Source organism: Rhodococcus huquni (assembly GCF_055231055.1).
This window is the reverse complement of the sequence record NZ_JBUYWE010000003.1, coordinates 348,087-365,824: the sequence shown is the minus strand read 5'-3', so window position 1 is coordinate 365,824 and position 17,738 is coordinate 348,087. Positions and strand designations below refer to the sequence as shown.

The window sequence follows — 17,738 nt, the reverse complement described above, 5'->3', positions numbered from 1 at the left end:
GCGCGATGGCTCGACACGACAGAGCCCGCCGGCCGACGCAGACGACGTTGCCGCGCCCCGATCCCGAACCGATCTCGAAACATGAGCACACTGGAGAATCACCGATGAGCCGAGTCCGCAAGAACACCCCCGGACGGATCCTGTTCGTGGGAGCCGGTCCAGGGGACCCGGCCCTTCTCACCGTGCATGCACGCAACATCCTCGCTGCGGCGGGCCTGGCCTTCACCGATCCGGACGTCGACAAGGGCGTCACGGCCCTGGTCGGAACCGACCACGGTTTCGATGCCGAAACCGGCGAGCCGGTGGCAGAGGTACGTCCCGCGCTCGGTGAGCCGTCCGAGGTCGCCAAGACGTTGGTGACCGAGGCCAAGAACGGCCACGACGTCGTACGTCTGGTCTCCGGTGATCCGATGACCACCGATTCGGTGATCGCGGAGATCACCGCAGTGGCGCGCACCCAGTTGCAGTTCGAGATTCTGCCGGGCCTCCCGTCCGCATCCGCGGTGCCGTCCTACGCGGGCATGGCACTCGGCTCCGGTCACACCGAAGCCGATGTTCGCGGCGAGGTCGACTGGGCCGCGCTGGCCGCGGCGCCGGGGCCGTTGGTTCTGCACGCCACCTCCGGCCACCTGGCCGAGACCGCCAGTGCACTCGTCGAGCACGGTCTGGCGCCGCAGACACCTGCCGCCATCACCGTGCGGGGCACCACCCGTCAGCAGCGCACCGTAGAGGCGACGCTCGCCACCCTGAACGACGCCGGCTCCGAGTTGGTCGGTTCGCTCGTGGTGACCGTCGGCAAGGTCGTCGCTCACCGCAACAAGATGTCGTGGTGGGAGTCGCGCGCGCTGTACGGCTGGAAGGTTCTGGTGCCGCGCACCAAGGACCAGGCGGGCGACATGAGTGATCGTCTCGTCACGCACGGCGCCATCCCCATCGAGGTGCCGACCATCGCAGTCGAGCCGCCGCGCAGCCCCGCCCAGATGGAACGTTCCGTGAAGGGCCTCGTCGACGGCCGGTACCAGTGGGTCGTGTTCACCTCGACCAACGCGGTGCGCGCGGTCTGGGAGAAGTTCGAGGAGTTCGGGCTCGACGCCCGCGCCTTCTCCGGCGTCAAGATCGCATGTGTCGGTGAGGCGACTGCCGACAAGGTCCGCTCGTTCGGAATCACCCCCGAACTCGTGCCGAGCGGGGAGCAGTCGAGTCAGGGCCTGCTCGCCGAGTTCGCGCCCTACGACGACGTGTTCGACCCGGTCAATCGGGTGCTGTTGCCGCGTGCGGATATCGCCACCGAGACCCTCGCCGAGGGCCTGCGTGAACGTGGCTGGGAGATCGACGACGTCACCGCGTACCGCACGGTCCGCGCTGCGCCGCCGCCGGCCGAGACCCGCGAGATGATCAAGACCGGCGGCTTCGACGCGGTGTGCTTCACCTCGTCGTCCACCGTCCGGAACCTGGTCGGTATCGCAGGTAAGCCGCACGCCCGCACGCTCGTCGCCTGCATCGGCCCGAAGACTGCGGAGACGGCCGTCGAGTTCGGTCTCCGGGTGGACGTGCAGCCGGAGTCGGCGCAGGTCGGCCCCCTCGTCGAGGCTCTGGCGGAACACGCGGCGCGACTGCGTGCCGAGGGTGCATTGCCGCCACCGCGCAAGAAGTCCCGCGCCCGTCGATAACCCCCTGTGAGTGGTTGACGAGTCTCTGGACTCGTCAACCACTCACAGCCCGACGAAGGAGGGCACTCCGGTGTTTCCGACGTACCGACCACGACGACTCCGGCGAACCCCGGCGTTGCGACGGCTGGTGGCAGAGACGTCACTCGAACCGCGACACCTGGTGTTGCCCATGTTCGTCGCGGACGGGATCGATGCTCCGCGCGAGATCTCGTCGATGCCCGGCGTGTACCAACACACCCTGGACTCCCTGCGAACGGCGGCCACCGAGGCCGTCGAGGCAGGCGTCGGTGGTCTCATGCTGTTCGGTGTTCCGCGCCCGGAGGACAAGGACGCGGAAGGCTCCGGTGCGACCGATCCCGAAGGAATTCTCAATCGGGGTTTGCGCGCTCTGGCAGCGGAACTCGGTGATTCCACGGTGCTCATGGCCGACACCTGCCTCGACGAATTCACCGATCACGGCCACTGCGGTGTGCTGGACGACGAAGGCAACGTCGACAACGACGGCACGCTCGCTCGCTACGTGGACATGGCCGTCGCGCAGGCAGCCGCCGGCGCTCATCTGCTCGGGCCGAGCGGAATGATGGACGGCCAGGTCGGCGCCATCCGTGATGCGTTGGATGCCACCGGTTTCGAGAACATCGGCCAGATCGCCTACTCGGCCAAGTACGCCTCCGCGTTCTACGGCCCTTTCCGGGAAGCTGTCGGTTCGTCCCTGAAAGGCGACCGCCGCACCTACCAGCAGGACGCCGCGAATCGCCGTGAGTCGGCGCGAGAGGTGGAGCTCGACATCGCCGAGAGTGCCGACATGGTCATGGTGAAGCCGGCCATGTCGTTCCTGGACGTCCTGCGCGAAACCGCAGATGCCTCGCCGGTACCCGTTGCGGCTTACCAGATATCGGGGGAGTACTCCATGATCACGGCCGCCGCGCAGAACGGGTGGATCGACCGCGACGCCGCGGTCCTCGAGTCCCTCACCAGCATCCGCCGCGCGGGAGCCGACGTCGTCCTCACCTACTGGGCCGCCGAGGCCGCGCAGTGGCTCTGAAGCGCCAGCTACGGTTGACCGCATGAACGACCAGTACCCGACGCCCGGGGGCGCGCCGCAATATCAGCAGGGCTCGTACCCCGAAGGCTCGTACCCGCAGGGTCAGTACCCGCAGTACTCGGCGCCGCAAGAGCGCGAGCCGGATCGTCCGATGCCGCAGGACGTGGGTACCGCATCCCAGCTGTGGTGGGCGGTCGCCGCTCTCGGTCTCGTCCAACTGTTGTTCGCGTTGCCGGTCATCTGGGGCGACAAGGATTCGTACGTCGACCAGCTGATGTCGGACCCCGCGGTCGCGGAGATGGAGGGCGACTTCACCCGTGACACGGCAGAGTCCATCCTGATGGTCGGATTCGGTCTGGTCGTCGTGATCGCCTTGGTGTTCACCGGAGTGTTCCTACTGTTCGTGCACTTCATGCGCCGCGGAAAGAGCTGGGCGCGCACCGCGCTCACACTGCTGGGTGTGGTCATCGCGGTTCAGGCTGTGCCCGTGCTGTTCGGAATCGGCACTGGGGACAGCGGACTCGGCATTCTCGCGCTCGGTGGCATTCAGATCCTTCAGGCCGTGGCCATCGTCGGCGCGATCGTTCTCATGCGTCGGAAAGAATCGAACGACTACTTCCTGCGGTTTCCACCTCCGTCCGAGTGATTCCGGGACCCGGATGCGAAGCGCTCCCTCCGGGATGTACCGTGAAATGCGTCACATAAGGACCGTTGTTGGGCCCACCGGAGGTTGTTCGCCATGCGCGTCGAGGATCGTTATCGAGGAGCCCTCGATGAGGGAGATCGCAACGCCCGCAAGGAAGTGTTGTTCTACGTCCTCATCGCGATGTTCGTACTGTTGACGCTGGTACTCGTGATCGCCCCGGGAATCGCCACCGGCTCCTGACCCGGGCTGGCATTCGATACGAGGAATGCCGCAGTATGTACGGCGTGATCGAACCTACGGAACGTACCCGGCCCCGCGTGGTCGATGCCGCGTTCTGGCTGTGGGCCGTCGGCGCGGTTCTCCTGATTCTTCTGGGCCTGATCACCGTCACCACATCCAGTGACGGTCTGCGTGAACAGTTGGCGGGCACCGACAACGTCGGCACCGAAGTTCTGCTGGTACGGGTGCTGGGCGGGTTGTCGCTCGCCGTCGGCCTTACGATCGGACTCGTCGTTCACGGTGTCAGGGAGGGGCGTCGGCGCTCACGATTCGTGGCCGTCGTGGCGTCCGCCTGCTACGCGGTGGTCCAGATGTTGCTGGTTCTGGTCGGGCTCCATACCGTCTTCGCGATGACTCTGCCCCTGATCTTGCTGGTGGCGAGCGTCCTCGTGTTCAGGCCCGAGGGACATGGCTGGTTCGTGCGATGACCGACGAGGACACGACCGACGACACCGCGACGAGCGAGTTCCTCTTCGAGGAGCCGGGTGCTCGGTGGCGGACGGTGGCCTACGGCCCCCTCTTCTGTGTGGTCGCCCTGATCATCGAACTCTTCACGGGCCCCGTAATTCACTGGTTCGCTCTCGCCCTCTTCGCGGTGTTGCTGACCGGTCTGGTGTATGTCCAGGTGATCGCGGCCCGTACCCACGCGAGTGTCTACCTGACCGAGACTTCGCTGAAGCAGGGAACCGAGGACTTGCCGCTCGACGAGATCGACACGGTTCTGCGACCCTCCGATCCCGACGACTACGACTACGAGGACTGGGAATCTGCGCGTGCGCTCGGTGAGCTCACGAACGTGCCCCGTCGTCGCAACTCCATCGGTTTGCGCCTGGTCGGCGGTGGATTGGTCCGTGCGTGGGCCAAGGATGCCGATACGCTGCGCGAACATCTCGTAGACCTCGTCGGCACCGAGTCGGACGACGAGGACGAGGAGGAAGCCGACCGATGAGGCAGTGGTTGCGGCCGGGCGGCGAACTCGCAGTGGCAGTGGTGGCGTTCGTGTTGGCTGCCGTGTGCTGGAACGAGGGCACGAACACCGCGCCCTACCTCGCGATCGCAGACGGTGCGCCGTCGTTCGAAGTCACCGCCTACAGCGGTTCGTGGCTCCTCGTCGCGGCAGCGCTCCTGACGGTTGCCGGGTTGCTGGTCGTCGATGCGATTCGGCTCCGAATCGGCGACTGACCAACCAACCCACCCACCCACCCCCTTCACGACCAATGTCACACCCGTTCAGCTCAGCTGAACGGGTGTGACATTGGTCAGGGAAAGAGGGGAGGAGACAGGGCTACCGGGGGATCGTCGCCATCCGGATGGTGTCGGTGCCGGGGCCGTCGAGCATCTCCGAACCCAGCAGTTCGTCCGGAACGCCGAATCCTTCGACGAGTGTCGCCGCGTGTGGACGCAGCGAACGGCACCGCTCGTTGATGCCGCGCAGCACTCCCTTGGCTCGCTCCACCGAGAGGTGGCGGTGCTCCATGAACCACGCCTTGTCCTCGTCGATGATCGTGAGTGCGAAGAGGTCGCACACATCGTTGAGCAGTGCCTTGGCGTCCTCGTCCTGGCACTCGTCGATACCTGCGACGAACGCCTCGAGGACCACACGGTCGATGTGAGCCTGGGCGGCACGGAGTACGTGGTCCTGAACGAAGTTGAAGGCGTCGAACGGATCGTCCTCACGCTTCTGCGCACCTTGAAGACGGCGGGCGGCCGTGGAGAGCATGTACTCCTCACGGTCTTCGAGCATCTGCATCTGCGTGCCGCGGTTGAAGAGGCTGCCGTCCTCTTCGTTGTCCTGCCTGGTGTCGATGATGGTCTGCAGGATCTGTTGCGCGGCGGTGCGCTTCTTCACGACGTCGCCGACGGTGGTCGCGGCGAACTTCATCCAATCGACGGGATTCATGCCCTGGACCTCGTCGGCGTACGAGGTGAGGAGTTCCTTCGCGACCAGCTGGGTGAGGACGTGGTTGTCGCCCTCGAACGTGGTGAAGACGTCGGTGTCCGCCTTGAGTGCCGTCAGTCGGTTCTCGGCCATGTAGCCGGCGCCACCGCAGGCTTCGCGTGACTCCTGGATGGCACGGGTCGCGTGCCAGGTGTTGGCAGCCTTGAGTCCTGCCGCGCGCCCTTCGAGTTCGCGCTTCTCCTGGGGGTCGGCGTCCGGATCGCTCTGGATCTCGTGCATCTTCGCGATCAGCTCGTTCTGGGCGAACTGGAGCGCGTAGGACTTTGCGATGAGGGGGAGGAGTCGGCGCTGGTGGACGAGGTAGTCCATCACCAGCACTTCGTCGTCGCTCTTGGGTGCGCTGAACTGTCGGCGCTGCAATCCGTACTTGGTGGCGATGGTGAGTCCGACGCGCGCAGCGGCGCCTGCCGAACCGCCGACGGTGACACGACCGCGAACGAGGGTGCCGACCATGGTGAAGAACCGGCGGTTGGGATTCTCGATCGGCGACGAGTACGTACCGTCCTCGGCGACGTCCGCGTATCGGTTCAGCAGGTCGGTACGGGGGATGCGCACCGCGTCGAACAGGATGCGTCCGTTGTCGACGCCGGGCAGGCCGCCCTTGTAACCGCAGTCCGAGGTGCTGACGCCGGGAAGGTCGTTGCCGTCCGCGTCGCGGATCGGGACGACGAAACAGTGCACGCCCTTCGATTCGGGCTCCTCACCGGGGCCGGCGGTGATCAGCTGGGCGAACACGGCGGCGACAGTGGCGTGCTCCGCGGCACCACCGATGTAGTCCTTGCGGGACGACGGCGTGGGCGAGTGGATGACGAACTCGCCGGTGGACGCGTCGTACGTCGCCGTGGTCTCGAGCTCCTGAACGTCACTGCCGTGACCGGTCTCGGTCATCGCGAAACACCCGAGAAGATCGAGGTCGATGAGGCGTTTGACGTAGGCGTCGTGGTGAGGCTGGGTGCCGAGGTTCTCGATCGCGCCGCCGAACAGACCCCACTGCACGCCGGCTTTGACCATCAGTGAAAGGTCCGACATCGCAAGCATTTCGATGCTGGTGACCGCGGCGCCGGCATCGCCGGTGCCGCCGTGGTCCTTGGCGAATCCGTCCGCGGCGTAGCCGTTGCTCGCCAGAATCCGCATCTGCTCCAGCGACTTGTCGCGAGCTTCCTGTAGGTCAGGTGTGTAGTGCGGTGCGAAGCGCGGATCGGTCAGTTCCGACCGGACACGTTCACGCACATCCTTCCAGCGTCCGTCGAGTGTGTTTCTCAAGTGGTCAGCTGTAGAGGCCATGTTCTCGACCATAGCGTCACCGAGTGTCTCGGGCCGGTTGTTGGGTGGCAGTCCGGACGAGCGGTTGGTGACGCATTGCGATCTGCGTGCTCGTGGAGATCGCCGTGGACGAGCGCAGAACGTTGCGGCCGTCGACGATCTCGTTGATGACCCGTTGCAGATCGGCGTTGGTGCGCGCCACGACACGGACCAGGACGTCACCGGCGCCGGTGATGGTGTGCGCCTCGAGGACCTCGGGGATCGCGGACAGGTGCTCGACCACCGAGTCGTGGCCTTCCCCCTGTGCGATCTCGAGGGTGGCGAACGCGGTGACGGGAAATCCGAGAGACCCGGGATCGAGGGTGGGCCCCAGACTCGAGATCACCCCGGACCGTTCGAGGCGATCGAGTCGCGCCTGCACGGTTCCGCGTGCGACCCCGAGTCGCCGCGACGCTTCCAGGACGCCGACCCGGGGTTCGGTGTTCAGGAGTTCGAGGATGCTGGCATCCAGTTCGTCGATCGGCATATCTCCTTTATAGCAACCGATCTGTACAAGGATGTGGCATCAGAGGCAGGCAATATGTACAAACTGGCCACTGAATGTGGGCTCGATTGCACACTTTCCTATGTGGGAGCACCGTGAGTCCATGACTGCCATGGATATTCGCCTCACACCCAGGGAACGTGCCGCAAGCCTCGGAACGGACGAACTCCGAACCCTTGTCGGCCTGGTCGAACACGACGACGCCGCCGATCCCTTCCCCGTCGTCGGCATGGACGCCGTCGTGTTCGTGTGCGGCAATGCGACGCAGAGCGCCCAGTACTTCGTGTCCACGTGGGGGATGGCGCTCGTCGCCTATTCGGGTCCGGAGACCGGCGTCCGGGAGCGCAAGGCCTACGTTCTCGAATCGAGCTCGGTTCGGTTCGTCCTGCAGGGGGCCGTCGATCCCGACAGTCCGCTGGCCGATCACCATCGTCGGCACGGTGACGGCGTCGTCGACCTCGCGATGGAGGTCCTCGACGTCGACAAGTGCATCGACCACGCCCGAGCGGAGGGTGCGACGGTCCTGGAGGAACCGCACGACTCCACAGACGAGTTCGGCACCGTGCGTACCGCAGCGCTCGCGACGTACGGCAGTACTCGGCACACCCTCGTCGATCGCAGTCGCTACGACGGGCCGTATCTGCCTGGGTTCACTCCACGCACCAGCGGGTTCGTACCCAAGCCGGGCCGGCCGGCCAGGTTGTTCCAGGCACTGGACCATGCTGTGGGCAACGTCGAGATGGGCCGAATGAACGAGTGGGTCCACTTCTACAACCGGGTCATGGGATTCACCGACATGGCCGAGTTCGTCGGCGACGACATCGCCACCGAATACTCCGCGCTGATGTCGAAGGTGGTCGCGAACGGCAATCACCGGGTGAAGTTTCCGCTCAACGAACCGGCGATCGGAAAGAAGCGGTCACAGATCGACGAGTACCTCGAGTTCTACGGCGAACCGGGATGCCAGCACCTCGCTCTCGCCACCGGGGACATCCTGGGCACCGTCGACGCATTGCGCGCCGAGGGCGTCGAGTTCCTGAACACCCCGGACGCCTATTACGAAGATCCGGAGCTGAGGGCAAGAATCGGCGAAGTGCGGGTTCCGGTCGAAGAACTGAAGAAGCGAGGCGTGCTCGTCGACCGCGACGAGGACGGATATCTACTGCAGATATTCACCAAGCCTTTGGGCGACCGCCCGACGATCTTCTTCGAACTGATCGAACGGCACGGCTCGCTCGGCTTCGGAGCGGGAAACTTCCGAGCCCTGTTCGAATCGATCGAGCGTGAACAGGACGCCCGCGGAAATCTGTGAGCGTTCTCGCGATCAATCGGACCGGCTCAGTTCGGCGCGCAGCGGACCGGCGAGGTCGCCTCGGCCGTTGACGTGAACGTCGCCGAGGCCCTGCCAACCGGCCGCCTCGCGCAGCACCGGGGCGAGCCGCGCCGCCGTATCGTTCGGGGCATCGGGTTCGCTCCACGCGGATTGCACGCGCAGGATGCCTTCCTTGCGATCGCTCTTGAGGTCGACTCGGCCCACGACCTGATCGTCGAGCAAGATCGGCAGCGAGTAGTAGCCGAACTTCCTCTTGTGGGCCGGTGTGTAGATCTCGATGCGGTAGTGGAAGTCGAAGAGGCGCTCGGTGCGTGGACGAAACCACACGACCGGATCGAACGGTGACAGAACTGCGGTTGCGTCGAGTCGCCGGGGTTTGCGGGCGTCGCGGTGGATCCACGCCGGCGACTCCCTGCCGTTGCTTTCCCAGCCGGGCACGCGGACAGGCAGTAGTGTTCCGTCGTCTTCCAGGTCGCGGATCGCGCCACGGACCTGCGCTCGCTTCATTCGGAAATAGTCGGCGAGGTCGGGTTCCGTGGCGATCCCCAGCGCGGCGCCGGCATGCGCGACGAGGCGACGAATGGATTCGTCTTCGGGGAGATCGACGAATTCGTGTGGTGCGAAGGTGTGTTCGGGGAGCGCGTACACGCGCTCGAACCGCACCCGCTCGGTGCAGACGACCTGGCCGGTACGCCACATGAGTTCGAGTCCGACCTTGACGTCGGACCATCCCCACCAGCTGCCGTGTGACCGATTGGCATCGTGCTCGATGGCGCCGGCCCGCATCGGCCCCTTCTCGCGGAGCTCTGCGAGGAGCCAGTCGGCGAGATCGCGGTGCGTCGACAGCCACGAGTCGGGTTGTGCCGCCTCGTCTCGGTACGCCTGGCGGCGGAAGCCGAACAGGGGCCAGCTCTCGCGAGGAACGAAGGCCGCCTGGTGTGCCCAGTACTCGACGAAACGTCCTTTGGTCCCATAGGCCAGCCGGTCGAGGGAAGTGCGGTCGTAATCGCCCAGACGGCTGAGCGCCGGAAGGTAATGGCTGCGTTCGAACACGTTGACCGAGTCGATCTGGAGCAGACCGAGTCGCTCCACCAGGGCGCGCAGGGCGCGGGTGCCGGGCGTCGAAGCCGTCCGAGCCCCGGTGAACCCCTGAGCAGCGAGGGCAACCCGACGTGCGAGGGCGGGGGAGACGGTGTCGGTCATGGTGCTGCGAACGCTAGCAACACCCCCCGACACGTCGCAGACACCACACAGGCACGACGCAGACCCGACGCGGCCAGCGGCGCCTGGGCTCCGTGATCCTTGCCACCCACTACACCCTGTCGTTGGCAAATTGCGCAGAACTGGGACACTGGATGCCGTGACTGTTTCCTCCCGCGACCCCGAGCTCTCTACTGCATCGTCCGCGCAGCTCTTCGACCGGGCGGAATCGGTGATCCCCGGAGGCGTCAACTCCCCGGTCCGTGCGTTCGGTTCCGTAGGTGGCACGCCCAGGTTCATCGAGCGTGCATCCGGTTACACCCTCACCGATGTCGACGGCAACGACTACGTCGACCTCATCTGTTCGTGGGGTCCGATGATCCTGGGGCATTCGCATCCCGCCGTGGTCGAGGCGGTCCGCGAGGCGGCCACCACCGGGTTGTCCTTCGGTGCTCCGACGGCCGGCGAGATCGATCTCGCCGCCGAGATCGTGAATCGAGTGGCACCCGTCGAGCAGGTTCGACTGGTCAACTCGGGTACCGAGGCCACCATGAGTGCCGTGCGCCTGGCCCGCGGATTCACCGGCCGCAGCAAGGTCCTCAAATTCGCGGGTTGCTACCACGGTCACGTCGACGCGCTCCTCGCCGACGCCGGATCGGGTCTTGCCACTTTCGGGCTGCCCACCTCACCCGGCGTGACGGGCGCTCAAGCCGGTGACACCATCGTCGTCCCCTACAACGATCTCGACGCCGTCGCAGAAGCGTTCGCCGCGAACGACGGCGACATCGCCTGCGTGATCACCGAAGCCGCCGCCGGAAACATGGGCGCGATCGCACCCCTGCCGGGCTTCAACGAAGGTCTGCGCGCGCTCACCCGTGAACATGGTGCTCTGCTGATCATGGACGAGGTGATGACCGGCTTCCGCGCCAGTTCGTCCGGATGGTTCGGCATCGACGGCGTTGCCGGCGACCTCTACACGTTCGGCAAGGTGATGAGCGGTGGACTGCCGGCGGCAGCCTTCGGCGGTCGCGCCGACGTCATGGCCCATCTCGCACCGGCCGGCCCCGTCTACCAGGCCGGCACGCTGTCCGGAAACCCTGTCGCGGTCGCGGCCGGGCTCGCCAGCCTGCGCGCCGCGGATGCCGAGGTCTACGGGGCGCTCGAGCGCAATGCGGCAACTCTGACCGGACTGCTGACCGATGCGTTGACGGCCGAGGGTGTCGTCCACCGGGTGCAGCGAGCGGGCACCCTGCTCAGTGTCTTCTTCAGCGAGGATCCGGTAGTGGACTACGCCGGAGCGAAGGCAGCGGAGACCTTCCGGTTCCCGGCGTTCTTCCATGCATTGCTGTCCAGGGGCGTCTACCCGCCGCCCAGCGCCTTCGAAGCATGGTTCGTCTCGTCCGCCCTTGACGATCGCGCTTTCTCGATCATCGCCGACGCACTTCCCGCGGCAGCCAAGGCCGCCGCGGCTGCGCAACCCCAGTGACCCCCACTACCTTCCGCGCACCGACCCTGTCCGCGCACCGACCCCGAGGAATCGCCAAGTGACCGACGCCGATCACCCCGACCACACGCAGACCCGCACTATCGTGCACGTCCTCAGGCACGGCGAGGTACACAACCCGCGCGGCATCCTCTACGGCCGGCTTCCCGGATTCCGACTGTCCGTCACGGGTGAGGCGCAGGCACGGTCCGTCGCCGCGTCGTTGTCGGATCACGACATCAAGTGTGTGGTGGCGTCCCCGCTGCAGCGCGCCCAGGAGACGGCCGCGCCCATCGCGGAGTCGCACCGCCTCGAGGTGTCCACAGACGAGAACCTGATCGAGGCCGGCAACGAATTCGAGGGTCTGAAGGTGGCCGTCGGTGACGGCGCTCTCTCGCGTCCTCGGCACTGGTGGAAGCTGCGTGACCCGTTCACCCCGTCGTGGGGCGAGCCGTACCTGCAGATTGCGCACCGAATGCTGGCCGCGGTCAACAACGCGCGCGTCGCGGCTGTCGGGCACGAGGCCGTCGTGGTGAGCCATCAGCTTCCGGTGTGGACTCTGCGCAGGTTCCTGCAGGGCGAGCGCCTGTGGCACGACCCGCGGCACCGCCAGTGCGGACTGGCCTCGTTGACCTCGCTCGTCTACGAGGGCGACACCCTCGTCGACATCGTGTACTCGGAGCCCGCCGGCGCCTCGGATCCGAGGGTGACCGGCGCATGAAGGGTGGGCGCTTCGCCGGGCTCGTGGCGATGATCTGTGCGGGCGCCCTGTCGCTGTCGGCGTGTTCCACCGGTACGGACGCGGTTGCGCAGGGTGGAACCTTCGACTTCGTCTCCCCGGGCGGGCAGACGGAAATCTTCTACGACCCGCCGGCCGAACGCGGGACGGTCGGGAAGCTGACCGGTCCGGACTTGATGCACGACGGCGAGAACATCTCGCTCGACGATTTCGAGGGCCAGGTCGTGGTGCTCAACGTGTGGGGTCAGTGGTGTGGGCCGTGCCGCGGTGAGGCCAACGATCTCGAGGCCGCGTACCAGGCGACCAAGGACAAGGGCGTCACCTTCCTCGGTATCAACGTGCGCGACAACCAGCAGGACAAGGCCCAGGACTTCGTGATCGACAACGGTGTCTCGTACCCGTCGATCTACGACCCGGCCATGCGGACCATGATCGCTCTCGGCAAGAGCTATCCGACGAGCGTCATTCCGACGACGATCGTGCTCGATCGCGACCACCGCGTGGCTGCCGTGTTCTTGAAGGAACTCCTCACCGAAGACCTGCAACCGGTCGTCGAACGAGTGGCCGCCGAGAGCCCCGCTCGATGAGACGACGAAGTGAGTCCTGCTCGATGAAGCCGACACGGTCATGAACGATCTCGAGGTCGTCGCCGGGGTAGGCGAGGCGTTCGCGTCGACTGCGGCGTCCGGTCCGCTGATTCTGGCGCTCGCGGCATGTGCGCTGGCCGGGCTGGTGTCGTTCGCGTCGCCGTGCGTCGTACCGCTCGTCCCTGGCTATCTTTCCTACCTGGCCGGGGTCGTCGGCGCAGACGCACCCGCAGTGACCGCGTCCGAGGCAGCCACGCGCACCCGGACTCGAACGGACGGGCGTCTTCGGGTGGCCGGGGCTGCGGCACTGTTCGTCGCCGGATTCACGGTGGTGTTCGTTCTGGCCACGGCGTCGGTCTTCGGAGCCATCTCGATGCTCGCGATCAATCGCGAAGTACTCATGCGCGTGGGCGGTGTCGTGACCATCGCGATGGGCCTGGTGTTCGTCGGTTTGGTGCCGGCACTGCAGAAGGACACCCGCTTTCAACCGCGGCGGGTGTCCGGTCTCCTCGGGGCACCGCTGCTGGGCGGAGTGTTCGCGCTGGGATGGACACCCTGCCTCGGGCCGACCCTCGCCGGCGTCATCTCGCTTGCCGCCGGAACCGAGGGCGCGACCGCAGCACGCGGAGTGGCTCTGATCGTCGCCTACTGCGTGGGCCTCGGCCTGCCCTTCGTGATCCTCGCGCTGGGGTCGGCACGCGCATTGACCGGTGTCGGGTGGCTGCGCCGCAACGCTCGAACAATTCAGATAGTCGGTGGAATCATGCTGGTGCTCGTGGGCATCGCTCTGGTCACCGGCGCGTGGGACCAGTTCGTCGGCTGGGTCCGTGATGCATTCGTCTCGGAGGTGACGTTGCCGATATGACCGACACAAAACCTGTCACCGACGAGTCCGATTCCGGATCGACTCCGGTAAGGCCTCAGTCTCCCGTCGGCAAGGCGTTCGCTCTCGTGCGCAACACCTGGCGCGGGCTGACCTCGATGCGCACCGCATTGGTGCTGCTCTTCCTGCTCGCGCTCGCGGCCATACCCGGCGCGCTACTGCCCCAACGCAATCTCAACGCCGGGAAAGTGGACGAGTACATCGCGGACCGCCCGACGCTGGGCCCGTGGATGGACCGACTCGAACTCTTCGACGTGTTCGGCAGTTTCTGGTTCACCGCGATCTACGTGCTGCTGTTCGTGTCTCTGGTGGGCTGTATCCTGCCCCGTTGTATCGACCACGCGAAAGCGCTGCGCACGCGCCCGGTCCCAGCGCCGAGGAACCTGTCGCGGCTTCCGCACAACTACGAATCTCACGTCGACGAGAGTCCGGAAGAGGTCGCGGCGCGGATCAGGACCCATCTGAAGGGATGGCGCGTCTCGACTCGGACCGCAGCAGACACCAAGCGGCCCGTCCACGACGACGAGATCACCATCTCGGCGGAGAAGGGCTATCTGCGCGAGGCCGGAAACCTGGTGTTCCACCTGTCCCTGGTCGGCCTGCTCGTCGCGATCGCGGTCGGCAAGCTGTTCGGCTACGAGGGCAACGTGATCGTGGTGGCCGACAACGGTCCCGGCTTCTGCACCACCTCGCCCGCGGTGTTCGATTCGTTCAAGGCAGGTAATACCCAGGACGGCACGGGTATGACGCCGCTGTGTATCCGGGTGAAGGACTTCACTGCCGACTACCTCGACAGCGGTCAGGCCGAGATGTTCACCTCGAACATCAGCTACCAGGCCGGCGAGGATCTCGAGAACAACACCTGGCGGGACGAGACGTTGCAGGTGAACCACCCGTTGCGGGTGGAAGGGGACCGCGTCTACCTGCAGGGTCACGGGTACGCGCCCACCTTCACCGTCACTTTCCCGAACGGCGAAACCCGTACCGAGACATTGCAATGGCGCCCGGACGACGCAACCACCTTCTTGAGCAGTGGTGCGATGCGCTTCGATCCGCCCGGCGGCATGTACCCCGACGAGGCGGAGCGGCGTAAGAATCAGATTGCCATCGAGGGACTGTTCGCACCCACCGCGATGTTCCACGGCAACCTCCTGGCGTCGAGCTACCCCGCACAGAACGATCCGGCGGTGGCCATCGACGTCTACAAGGGCGACACCGGGTTGGACACCGGCAACCCGCAGTCGCTGTTCTCGCTCAACACCGAGCTGATCAACCAGGGACGGCTCGTGAAGCAGGACCGCGTCAACCTGTTCCCGGGGGAGAGCACCACGCTCGCCGACGGCACCAAGGTGCAGTTCGACGGCGCCGTCGACTTCGTCAATCTGCAGGTGTCGCACGACCCCGCGCAGCAATGGGTGCTGGTCACCGCGCTGACGATGATGGGCGGTCTGCTGGTGTCGCTGGTGATCAAGCGCCGCCGAGTGTGGGCGCGGATCTACCCCGCGGACGGAGTGGACGACGGCCCACGACGTACGGTAGTAGAGCTTGGTGGACTCGCCCGGACCGATCAGGCCGGTTGGGGTGACGAGTTCGATCGCCTCACTTCCCGTCTTCTGACGGACGACACGAAGCCTGACTCGCAGGAGAGCGGACGATGAACAGCAACGAGACACTCGCGCAGTACAGCGACTGGGCGTTCCGATCCGCCTTCACCGTCCTGGTGTTGGCTCTGGTACTTCTCATCGCGCAGTACGCATCGAAGCGAGCCCGTGCTGTGCAGGAGAAGGAGCTGGTCGCAGCGGGTGGTACATCCACCTCGGCTACCGGCGCCTCCGTACCCGGCCGTGTGATCGAGAAGCCGAAGAAGCCGCTGGGCGAGCGCCTGGGCGGTATGGGTTCGGCGGTACTCGTCGTCGGCGTGGTGCTGATCTTCGCGTCGATCGTGCTGCGAGGTTTTGCCACTCACCGGTTCCCGTTGGGCAACATGTACGAGTTCGTCACCATGGCCTGCGCAGCCGCCATGGTCGTCGGCCTGGTGTTCTTGTCCCGGCCGACCTACCGGTCGCTGTGGGTGTTCCTGATTCCACCGGTTCTGATCTTGATGTTCCTGGCGGCCACCGTGTTGTATGCGGACGCGGCGCCGGTGGTGCCCGCCCTGCGCTCGTACTGGCTGCCGATCCACGTGACGATCGTCAGTATCGGATCCGGCGTGTTCCTGGTGGCGGGTGTGGCGAGCCTCCTGTTCCTCCTCCGCATGCGGTACCCCGAGGGATCCGAAGGCAGCGGAATATTCGCTCGCATTGCGGAAAGGCTCCCCGACGGTCAGACTTTGGACCGGTTGGCCTACAAGACCACCATCATCGGGTTCCCGCTGTTCGGTGCAGGCGTGATCCTGGGCGCAATCTGGGCCGAGGCCGCATGGGGCCGGTTCTGGGGTTGGGATCCGAAGGAGACCGTCTCGTTCATCGCCTGGGTGATCTACGCGGCGTACCTGCACGCGCGCGCCACGTCTGGTTGGCGTGACACGAAGGCCGCCTGGATCAACGTCGCGGGATTCGTTGCGATGTTGTTCAACCTGTTCATCATCAACATGGTGGTGTCCGGTCTGCATTCCTACGCCGGCCTGAACTGATCCGAGAACGACCTACGCACCGACAGGCAGAGGGGAGTGCATCGATGGCCGACGAGCATGCCACGCCAGGGGAATCCGTGAATCCCGACCATCGCGAGGATCGGGAAGTGCAGCGCCACGCGCCCGGCCCCTACACTCCTCCGCCTGCGCGTAACCCGTTCGCGAACCCCTTCGCTCCGGGGCCCACGCAGCAACCGCGGCAACAGCAGAGCCAGCAGGCTCCCACCTCGGAACCCCCACGGCCTCCGCAGCAGCAACAACAGTCGCCGGTGCCTCCGTCACCGCGGCAGCAGCACGCACCCCAGCCGTCCTATCAGCAGTGGACGCAACCGCCTCTGCAACAGCCTCAGCCGCAGCAGTGGACGCAACCGCCTCCGCAGCCGCAAGAGCCTCAGCCTCAGCCGCAGCAGTGGACGGAGCCGCAGGCCCAGCCGGTAGCGGGGACGCCTTACGCTGCGCAACAGAATCCCTACGAGGGTGCAGCCCCGCAGGGCGGCTACCACGATCAGCAACACGGCGTTTCGGCCAACGACCTGTCGACGTCGTTGCTGCTCAAGCAGTCGAAGCCGGCACCCAGCTCGGGCTGGCGGAAGACGCTCTATGCCGCCTCCGGCCGAAAGATCAACGTCGGAAACAGCTCGAAGGAACAGAAGCGGATCGAACTGACCAACCAGGTCAACTCACCGTTGCAGGGCAGCTACAAGATTGCGCTGCTCAGCCTCAAAGGCGGCGTCGGCAAGACGACGACAGCGACCCTGGGTTCGACGTTCGCGTCGTTGCGCGGTGACCGTGTCATCGCGGTGGATGCCAATCCCGACCGCGGCACGCTGAGTCAGAAGATTCCACTCGAGACGCCTGCCACGGTGCGAAACCTTCTTCGCGACGAGCAGAGCATCCAGAAGTACAGCGATGTTCGTGGCTACACCTCGCAGAGTCGGCACCGACTCGAGGTCCTCGCGTCCGACTCCGATCCGGCAGTCTCCGAGGCTTTCAGTGCCGAGGACTACGCGCGCACTGTCGCGCTGCTCGAGAAGTACTACAGCATCGTGCTCACGGACTGCGGCACCGGTCTCATGCACTCGGCGATGAAGACGATTCTCGAAGAAGCAGACGCCTTGATCGTGGTGAGCTCCGGCTCGGTGGACGGCGTGCGCAGCGCATCCGCGACTCTGGACTGGCTCGATGCTCATGGGTATCGGAAGCTCGTATCCGAAGCGACCGCGGTGGTGAATGCGGTGAGGCCCAAGTCCGGCAAGGTCGATCTACCTCAGGTGGTGTCGCACTTCGAGCAGCGTTGCCGGCTCGTTCAGCTCGTCCCGTTCGATCCTCATCTCGAGGAGGGCGCGGAGATCGACCTCGATCGACTTCGGCCCGCCACCCGCACTGCTCTGCTCGAACTCGCGGCAGGCGTGGCAACCAACTTTCCCGCGTCGAGCAACTACGCCTTGCAGGACCGCGCCCGCTAGAGCTGAAC

At 65.7% G+C, this 17,738-nt stretch carries 18 protein-coding genes; 15 read left to right on the top strand and 3 right to left on the bottom strand.

Going from position 1 to position 17,738, the window contains the following annotated elements; genetic code table 11:
- Window positions 1-104: 104 nt before the first annotated feature.
- The 7 genes from ACZI8R_RS08195 to ACZI8R_RS08165 all read left to right on the top strand — a co-directional run bounded on the left by ACZI8R_RS08195 (window position 105) and on the right by ACZI8R_RS08165 (window position 4,822).
- Window positions 105-1,670 (top strand): bifunctional uroporphyrinogen-III C-methyltransferase/uroporphyrinogen-III synthase, encoded by a 1,566-nt coding sequence (locus ACZI8R_RS08195; RefSeq protein WP_463379081.1) that lies wholly within the window; start codon window positions 105-107, stop codon window positions 1,668-1,670.
- 70 nt (window positions 1,671-1,740) lie between these two features.
- Entirely contained in the window at window positions 1,741-2,715 is a 975-nt protein-coding gene (gene hemB, locus ACZI8R_RS08190) for a porphobilinogen synthase (protein ID WP_463379080.1), read from the top strand.
- Window positions 2,716-2,737: 22 nt separating this feature from the next.
- A complete protein-coding gene (locus ACZI8R_RS08185) occupies window positions 2,738-3,361 on the top strand; it encodes a hypothetical protein (protein WP_463379304.1) in 624 nt (207 codons plus the stop codon).
- 93 nt (window positions 3,362-3,454) lie between these two features.
- Window positions 3,455-3,601 carry a hypothetical protein gene (locus tag ACZI8R_RS08180; protein ID WP_463379079.1) on the top strand — a complete coding sequence of 49 codons (147 nt, stop codon included), beginning with the start codon at window positions 3,455-3,457 and terminating at the stop codon, window positions 3,599-3,601.
- A 44-nt stretch (window positions 3,602-3,645) separates the two neighbouring features.
- Window positions 3,646-4,068 (top strand): hypothetical protein, encoded by a 423-nt coding sequence (locus ACZI8R_RS08175; RefSeq protein WP_463379078.1) that lies wholly within the window; start codon window positions 3,646-3,648, stop codon window positions 4,066-4,068.
- A complete protein-coding gene (locus ACZI8R_RS08170; protein WP_463379077.1) occupies window positions 4,065-4,589 on the top strand; it encodes a hypothetical protein in 525 nt (174 codons plus the stop codon). Before ACZI8R_RS08175 ends, ACZI8R_RS08170 begins: the two co-directional genes overlap by 4 nt.
- Complete coding sequence (locus ACZI8R_RS08165; protein WP_463379076.1) at window positions 4,586-4,822, top strand: hypothetical protein; 237 nt, start codon at window positions 4,586-4,588, stop codon at window positions 4,820-4,822. Before ACZI8R_RS08170 ends, ACZI8R_RS08165 begins: the two co-directional genes overlap by 4 nt.
- A gap of 103 nt (window positions 4,823-4,925) precedes the next feature.
- On the opposite strand, the gene ACZI8R_RS08160 is transcribed toward ACZI8R_RS08165, so the two are convergent.
- Both ACZI8R_RS08160 and ACZI8R_RS08155 read right to left on the bottom strand, forming a co-directional pair.
- Window positions 4,926-6,884, bottom strand: a complete 1,959-nt coding sequence (locus ACZI8R_RS08160) for an acyl-CoA dehydrogenase family protein (protein ID WP_463379075.1) — start codon at window positions 6,882-6,884, stop codon at window positions 4,926-4,928.
- Window positions 6,885-6,900: 16 nt separating this feature from the next.
- Window positions 6,901-7,389, bottom strand: coding sequence for an Lrp/AsnC family transcriptional regulator (locus ACZI8R_RS08155; RefSeq protein WP_463379074.1), 489 nt, complete (start codon window positions 7,387-7,389; stop codon window positions 6,901-6,903).
- Window positions 7,390-7,510: 121 nt separating this feature from the next.
- Here ACZI8R_RS08155 and hppD point away from each other — a divergent pair, with 121 nt between their 5' ends.
- Window positions 7,511-8,719, top strand: coding sequence for a 4-hydroxyphenylpyruvate dioxygenase (gene hppD / locus ACZI8R_RS08150; RefSeq protein WP_463379073.1), 1,209 nt, complete (start codon window positions 7,511-7,513; stop codon window positions 8,717-8,719).
- 12 nt (window positions 8,720-8,731) lie between these two features.
- On the opposite strand, the gene ACZI8R_RS08145 is transcribed toward hppD, so the two are convergent.
- Window positions 8,732-9,943 (bottom strand): winged helix-turn-helix domain-containing protein, encoded by a 1,212-nt coding sequence (locus tag ACZI8R_RS08145; RefSeq protein ID WP_463379072.1) that lies wholly within the window; start codon window positions 9,941-9,943, stop codon window positions 8,732-8,734.
- Window positions 9,944-10,100: 157 nt separating this feature from the next.
- Between ACZI8R_RS08145 and hemL the strand changes: the two genes are divergently transcribed.
- From hemL to ACZI8R_RS08110, 7 genes are read left to right on the top strand one after another with little or no spacing between them, the layout of a single operon-like run.
- Window positions 10,101-11,426 (top strand): glutamate-1-semialdehyde 2,1-aminomutase, encoded by a 1,326-nt coding sequence (gene hemL, locus ACZI8R_RS08140; protein ID WP_463379071.1) that lies wholly within the window; start codon window positions 10,101-10,103, stop codon window positions 11,424-11,426.
- A 58-nt stretch (window positions 11,427-11,484) separates the two neighbouring features.
- The gene (locus tag ACZI8R_RS08135; RefSeq protein WP_463379070.1) at window positions 11,485-12,144 is read left to right on the top strand and encodes a histidine phosphatase family protein; all 660 of its coding nucleotides are present in this window, start codon (window positions 11,485-11,487) and stop codon (window positions 12,142-12,144) included.
- Complete coding sequence (locus tag ACZI8R_RS08130) at window positions 12,141-12,749, top strand: TlpA disulfide reductase family protein (RefSeq protein ID WP_463379069.1); 609 nt, start codon at window positions 12,141-12,143, stop codon at window positions 12,747-12,749. Before ACZI8R_RS08135 ends, ACZI8R_RS08130 begins: the two co-directional genes overlap by 4 nt.
- A gap of 40 nt (window positions 12,750-12,789) precedes the next feature.
- Window positions 12,790-13,614 (top strand): cytochrome c biogenesis CcdA family protein, encoded by an 825-nt coding sequence (locus ACZI8R_RS08125; RefSeq protein WP_463379068.1) that lies wholly within the window; start codon window positions 12,790-12,792, stop codon window positions 13,612-13,614.
- A complete protein-coding gene (gene resB, locus ACZI8R_RS08120) occupies window positions 13,611-15,290 on the top strand; it encodes a cytochrome c biogenesis protein ResB (RefSeq protein WP_463379067.1) in 1,680 nt (559 codons plus the stop codon). The genes ACZI8R_RS08125 and resB overlap by 4 nt, the downstream gene beginning before the upstream one ends.
- Window positions 15,287-16,264: a c-type cytochrome biogenesis protein CcsB gene (ccsB, locus tag ACZI8R_RS08115; protein ID WP_463379066.1), complete on the top strand. Its 978-nt coding sequence runs from the start codon at window positions 15,287-15,289 to the stop codon at window positions 16,262-16,264. The genes resB and ccsB overlap by 4 nt, the downstream gene beginning before the upstream one ends.
- Window positions 16,265-16,308: 44 nt before the next feature.
- On the top strand, window positions 16,309-17,730 hold the full coding sequence (locus ACZI8R_RS08110) for a MinD/ParA family ATP-binding protein (protein WP_463379065.1): 1,422 nt from the start codon (window positions 16,309-16,311) through the stop codon (window positions 17,728-17,730).
- Window positions 17,731-17,738 lie beyond the last annotated feature (8 nt).